General features: G+C 39.8%; 5 protein-coding genes and 2 pseudogenes. 2 read left to right on the top strand and 5 right to left on the bottom strand.

The window, feature by feature from the left end; translation table 11 throughout:
* The 5 genes and pseudogenes from IM477_RS20740 to IM477_RS20720 all read right to left on the bottom strand — a co-directional run.
* A pseudogene (locus IM477_RS20740) lies at positions 1–234 on the bottom strand (IS630 family transposase); the annotation flags it as partial.
* A gap of 321 nt (positions 235–555) precedes the next feature.
* Positions 556–744, bottom strand: a pseudogene (locus tag IM477_RS20735) (transposase); the annotation flags it as partial.
* An 8-nt stretch (positions 745–752) separates the two neighbouring features.
* On the bottom strand, positions 753–902 hold the full coding sequence (locus tag IM477_RS20730) for a lmo0937 family membrane protein (RefSeq protein ID WP_103672709.1): 150 nt from the start codon (positions 900–902) through the stop codon (positions 753–755).
* 50 nt (positions 903–952) lie between these two features.
* Positions 953–1,429, bottom strand: coding sequence for a CsbD family protein (locus IM477_RS20725; RefSeq protein ID WP_353845565.1), 477 nt, complete (start codon positions 1,427–1,429; stop codon positions 953–955).
* A 292-nt stretch (positions 1,430–1,721) separates the two neighbouring features.
* Complete coding sequence (locus tag IM477_RS20720) at positions 1,722–1,904, bottom strand: CsbD family protein (protein ID WP_002752242.1); 183 nt, start codon at positions 1,902–1,904, stop codon at positions 1,722–1,724.
* Between the two features lie 320 nt (positions 1,905–2,224).
* On the opposite strand from IM477_RS20720, the gene IM477_RS20715 reads away from it, so the two are divergent.
* Together IM477_RS20715 and IM477_RS20710 are read left to right on the top strand one after the other, a co-directional pair.
* Positions 2,225–2,527 (top strand): hypothetical protein, encoded by a 303-nt coding sequence (locus tag IM477_RS20715; RefSeq protein ID WP_287733300.1) that lies wholly within the window; start codon positions 2,225–2,227, stop codon positions 2,525–2,527.
* Between the two features lie 133 nt (positions 2,528–2,660).
* On the top strand, positions 2,661–2,825 hold the full coding sequence (locus tag IM477_RS20710; RefSeq protein ID WP_002752244.1) for a hypothetical protein: 165 nt from the start codon (positions 2,661–2,663) through the stop codon (positions 2,823–2,825).
* The last annotated feature ends 142 nt before the right edge of the window (positions 2,826–2,967 follow it).

Raw genomic sequence — 2,967 nt, 5'->3', positions numbered from 1 at the left:
GCGATAGAAGTTGATTTCTTTTAATTTTTCTATTCCGCCTTCTTGATAATCTCGAAGATAAGTTCATAAGGGATTTGGCGAGATTCCTGCTAACTGACAAATTTTTTGTTGCGGTATTTTTTGACTCTTTAACCAAAGAACTTCCATCTTCAGTTGAACCCGGGGATGAGGATGATGAAATCTTTCATAATACAGTGAGTTCTTTTCTTCTTCCGTGAATTCTAGGTTAATCATGTTGTCAATGAGTGCTTTGCTTCTAATTATGACTCTTAAACTATATTATTGTCTTTGAGTAAAAAATGCAAGTTATAGCCGTGCAAAGTATAGTTTCGGGTTTTTTCAGGGTGAGAGCATCTCAAACGCTATTGACAATTGGCCAATTTTGTGGTCCGCGTGGGCATTTCAAGTGATACCAGTCAATCAGAATAGTTACGAAATCGACCCATTTGGTCGATTTTTGCTTAACAATTGAGATGGCAAATTCTCCTCAAATATGCCTGAATCGTGGGCAAGCAACTCACATAAAGTTCATTTTGTCAAGGATTGTTAAGATGCGCTTAACTTGGGGTTTTTTACCAGGTTTTTTACCGCTAAATTCTCAACTACAATCGTTTGTTTTTCACGAAATAATTGAGTGGTTAGCTTATGTAAATGGTCTTTGCTGCTATCGGTGATTCGAGCCTGAATCTTAGCTACTTTGATTCTTGCTTTTTCCCGATTTTTTGACCCTTTCTGTGTTCGAGAATGAACAATTACCGTCGCCTCATAAACAAGTTGTAGACAACGCCAATCAGCACCAAAACCAAAAGCAGGTGGATTAAGCCGCCGCCAATGTTAACGGAGAATCCTAACAACCAGAGGATGAAAAGTATAACAACGGCAGTCCAAACGAGATCAAACATATTTCCCTCCTTGATTTAGAGAAAAGTAATGAAAATTCAGTCATCGATCCTTAATTGAGTATATCTTGAACCGTATCTTTTACGTCTTCTACTGCATTGCGAACTTGGCTTTCGACTTGTTTAGCTTTTCCAGCAACTTGATCTTGGTGGTTGCCAGTAGCTTTACCTATCGCTTCTTGAGCTTTGCCTTCAATGTTCTTTGTGACTGCTTTTGCCCTCCCTTTTAACTTCATCTGGTCTTTTATATCTTCTGCTGCGTTACGAGCCTGACTTTCGACTTGCTTGGCTTTTCCCATCATCTGATCTTTGGGATCGCCTGTCATGTTGCCAATCGCTTCTTGAGCTTTGCCTTCAATATTTTTCGTAACTGCCTTGGCTCGATTCATGCTTGCGATTTGAGTCTGCGGTTGGGTGGGTAAAGTTGCAGCCCAACTATTTGTAGTTCCAAAATCAAAAGCTATAGTAATTGCCAGCATTATAGTTAAAATAATGGTGACAAAAAAGCGACGAATCTGTTGAAGTGACATCATTTTAACTCCAAAAAAGAATTTGATGAATCGATGATACATGGATGATGAACAACTACTGTCTAGACCCTTTCGAGAAAGATTTTTCTAGTCTTTGACGGCGTAAGTTTACCGAGGGAGATATCTTCGACTTCTTTGAGAAGCTAGATATCTGGTAATATTGGGTTTATTTACGCCGCCTTGTCCTAGGGTTTCACCTGTCTCGAAAGAAACCATTTTTTGAGGAAGAGTTCCGATGAAAGCCGGGTTTCAATCATTTGTCTGAATGGCGGTTGCCGTGACAAATGACCTACTAATCAATAATTTTTTTGACTTCATCTTTCACATCTTCGATAGTGTGACGAACTTTTGCCTCTGCCTGTTTTTCCTTGCCCTCTGCTTGAGCTTTGGGATCGCCAGTCAGATCTCCTACTGCTTCTTGAACTTTACCTTCGATATTTTTGGCGGTTGCCTCGGTTCTATCTTTTAAGCTCATGATGCTCTCCTTATTGAATTTGTTGGATTTGAGAACTGCTTACCTAAGTTGAGCTAACAATTCTGCTTCTGGTATTACTGTAACGGGTGGTTGTTTGATTTACTGTATGAATTGATTGAGTCTGTATGAATTGCTTGAATACGACACAAAATGTAACGATACCGTTTCTGCAAGCATAGAAATTACGCATTGACAAAAAGGCTTAAATGTGGGTGGTCTAATTTTGTTAGTCTTAGATACAATTTCTCTCTCGACTCTTGACAAAACCCTCTCCGATTTGATTTCCTGACACAAGGGCATCTCTTATAACAGAACAACTGATGAGAAACATTACGAAGCCAACAACTGCTCAATGTAATCTGGCTATTTACACCCTATTTTTGCTCTGGGAACCTAAATATATAAGCTGTGTTCGTTTGGCTCAAATTCTGGGCAATTTATCTCATGACAGTGTCAATCGTTTCTTGTGGCGAGAGAACTATACACCCAAGGATTTGTTTGATGAAGTGGCTCCTCAAATCGAACTTGAAGGAGGAACAATCATTACAGACGACATGGTAATTGACAAGCCTTATAGTCACCCAGCTAAAGCTGAGTTAATCGATTACTTTTACTGGTGGTAAACACAAAAAAGTAGTCAAAGGTATTAACGCAGTTACCTGATATTATACCGATTGTAAAGGAAGGTCAGTTCCCGTTAATTATCGAATCGTTAATAAACAGGAGGGTCAGACAAAACATGAATATTTCTTAGAAATGTTGGACGAAGTAAAAGCTTGGGGATTGAAACCAGAGACAGTCACAGGAGATAGTTGGTATGCTGCCAAAGAAACCATGAATACCCTTAAAGATAAGGGCTTTCGGGGTTTGTTTGCTCCTCATGTGAATCGGTTAGTCTCGGTTGAACTAGGAACTAAATAGGGTTGGCGGCAAAAAGTTTGTTGGTGGGGTTAGGAGTCGGTCGTCGGTCGTCAGTAGCCGGTCGTTTCAGGCTTTGTTGCCCTCTTTTTTGTACCAGTTTATGTCCTAGCCAGACTTCCCCCGTATAAACATACTAGCTATG

The sequence above is a fragment of the Microcystis sp. M090S1 genome (genome assembly GCF_020246295.1).
Taxonomy (GTDB): Bacteria; Cyanobacteriota; Cyanobacteriia; order Cyanobacteriales; family Microcystaceae; genus Microcystis; species Microcystis aeruginosa.
Note: the sequence above shows the minus strand (reverse complement) of the source record. Positions and strands in the feature narration are given on the sequence as shown.

Coding starts and splice junctions, on each gene's coding strand:
- IM477_RS20730 (WP_103672709.1), bottom strand. CDS start 902: ATGTTTGATCTCGTTTGGACTGCCGTTGTTATACTTTTCATCCTCTGG.
- IM477_RS20725 (WP_353845565.1), bottom strand. CDS start 1,429: ATGTCACTTCAACAGATTCGTCGCTTTTTTGTCACCATTATTTTAACT.
- IM477_RS20720 (WP_002752242.1), bottom strand. CDS start 1,904: ATGAGCTTAAAAGATAGAACCGAGGCAACCGCCAAAAATATCGAAGGT.
- IM477_RS20715 (WP_287733300.1), top strand. CDS start 2,225: ATGAGAAACATTACGAAGCCAACAACTGCTCAATGTAATCTGGCTATT.
- IM477_RS20710 (WP_002752244.1), top strand. CDS start 2,661: ATGTTGGACGAAGTAAAAGCTTGGGGATTGAAACCAGAGACAGTCACA.